We start from the raw sequence: 2,293 nt of genomic DNA, 5'->3' as shown, positions 1-2,293 counted from the left end.
TGGATTTTTTTAATTTTTACTATTGGTTGTACACATAGTTATAAATCAAACTCTGATCTTAATAAGGTTTATCTACTTGAAGAGATAGGACTTGGAACTTACTTTTATGGTGATTCATATAACCAAGTATTGAATAAATTAACTACTTCAAATATTAGCTTCGGTACACATACTATTGGTAGTTATCAATATATTAGAAATGATAATACTGGTAGTAGATGGGAATTAGAATTTGTAGATGGTAAACTTGCTGGAGTAACTGTTGTTATTGATACACTTGAAATAAAAAAACTTGAAGAAAAATATAAAACATATTTGGGTAAACGAGATTGGAATATAGATATGGCTATGTGGTTAAGTAAATGTGGCAGGGACATTTATTTGCTTTATGCAACACAGCCACAACATTATAGAATCATTGTTCGTTTTTATGAATATTATGATAAATCAGACCGATTTCTTTACGGAGCAAAACCAATAAATTCATGGTGGTATAAATTATTTTTTAGATGGTGGGTAAGGTAGTCAAATTGTATTTTCTTGAGTCAACCACAGGGGGTAGGATGGGGGTTAGACCGTGAATGTAGAAAGTAGTTTCTTCTACATTCAACATTCACGGTCTGACCCCAACATTCCTCCAGGTATGGGGTGGACACCCGGCTGGCCAAATGGGTGGACACCATGGTAAGAAAATTGATAAAAAAAGTGGGACTTTCTATTATAGTATCCATAATTTTAATTACATCGGTGATTCCCCCCTCAGAAGGAGGATTACTCATGGGATTAAGAAGACAATTAGTCAGGCTTGAGAAAGAGAATAATTGGTGTATAGCAGGAATAAATAATTCTTGGTATGAAAATGGAATAATAAGAGTCTCTCTGGAAAAAGGAGGTAACTTATATCGTATCAGTAAGTTAAAAATGACTTGTAATTCTTTATCCTCCTCTATTGATGGATTAAAATTTGCCTTTTGTTGTAGTTGGAAGGGTCTATATATAATTAACAGTGATGGAAGTGGTCTAAAAGAGTTGTTTTCAGCAAAAGAGTTGTTTCCAGGGTGTAGTGATATCTGGTGTACTTCCTGGTCACCCTCAGGCAAATTAATTGCTTTTACCGTAAGTTATTCGGAGGGTTGGAAGAAAGATCATCCGGATACAATAAAGTGTATCGAGAATTTGTATATTATTGATATTGAAACTGGTGAGACGAAATTTCTTACTACTGCTCCTTGTTTGGGGATCTCTTCCCAAGCGTGGTCTCCTGATGGGAATAAAATTGTTTATGAATCTGCAAAAGATGAATCTCCCGAAAAGGTTTTTTTTGATAAACCTCCAACACATTATGAAATCAAGATTATGGATATAAATACCAAAGAGACGATAAAAATAGCTGAAGGGAGATGTCCAAGTTGGTCTCCTGATGGTAGAAAGATAGCTTATAAAGACAAAGATGGTGATGCTTATCTTCTTAACCCTGATGGTAGTGGTAAAGAACTTCTCATTAAAGGGGAAGTTTCATGGAGGGACTCCTATATAAGGGCAATAGGGGACCTCTGGGGTGATTTACTTTGGTCACCGGATAGTAAGTTTATTTTATATGGTAGAGAGACAGGGATGAAGGGACATGAAAGTACACTTTATATTATAGATGTAGAGACTAAAAAGAGTATTAGAATAGGAGGATATGAAATTGTCCCATCTCCTTTTATTATTTGGGTCCAACATCGGAGATATTATTTTACTCCTTCTGTTTGGGTTAGTTTGAAAAAAGAAGGGTAGATAGTGGATAGATAGTGGGATCAAACCTTGATTATAGAATTCACATTAGACATAACTTATTGTTAATAAAAGGAATAGTAAAATTTAGTTTTTCTTAATTGCTCTTTGAAAATTAAGCATTCCTGATAATAGAGATAGCACCGTTCTTCAGGGATTTGAATCCTTATGCCGGTGGTAAGATTACTTACAAAGATTTAGGTGATAAATGGGTAATGAGTTGGGAAGATGTACCATTGTACTCGCCAGGTGATAAAAAAGAGACATTTCAGGTAATACTGAATGTAGACGGTTCAATAATATTTCAGTATAAAGACTTGCAACGCGTAGATTCCTGGGTAAAGGCAGGGATAGAAGATGAGCGAGGAAAAGAGGGAATAGGAATTAGTCAGACATTACTTGCCAATGGCAAGGCATACGAAATAGTGCGGGTAGTCCAGAAGTTAGAATCACCACCGGCAGAGAAGGTAACTATTACCAGTAAAACTTCGTATGTCTATGGTAATGGGCAGTTAGT

At 35.3% G+C, this 2,293-nt stretch carries 3 protein-coding genes; all 3 read left to right on the top strand.

The window, feature by feature from the left end:
- The coding region (locus AB1422_18925) for a hypothetical protein (protein ID MEW6621375.1) at positions 1-525 on the top strand (525 nt) is incomplete at its 5' end.
- A gap of 252 nt (positions 526-777) precedes the next feature.
- Positions 778-1,779 carry a hypothetical protein gene (locus AB1422_18920; GenBank protein ID MEW6621374.1) on the top strand — a complete coding sequence of 334 codons (1,002 nt, stop codon included), beginning with the start codon at positions 778-780 and terminating at the stop codon, positions 1,777-1,779.
- A gap of 155 nt (positions 1,780-1,934) precedes the next feature.
- On the top strand, positions 1,935-2,293 hold a 359-nt coding region (locus tag AB1422_18915; protein MEW6621373.1), incomplete at its 3' end, for a hypothetical protein.

The sequence above is a fragment of the bacterium genome (genome assembly GCA_040757115.1).
Taxonomy (GTDB): Bacteria; UBA9089; CG2-30-40-21; order CG2-30-40-21; family SBAY01; genus JBFLXS01.
The sequence above is the reverse complement of the archived record's forward strand: the minus strand, read 5'-3'. Positions and strand labels throughout refer to the sequence as shown.

Excerpts from the sequence above, each read along its gene's own strand:
- AB1422_18920 (MEW6621374.1), top strand. The coding sequence starts at position 778 with ATGGGATTAAGAAGACAATTAGTCAGGCTTGAGAAAGAGAATAATTGG.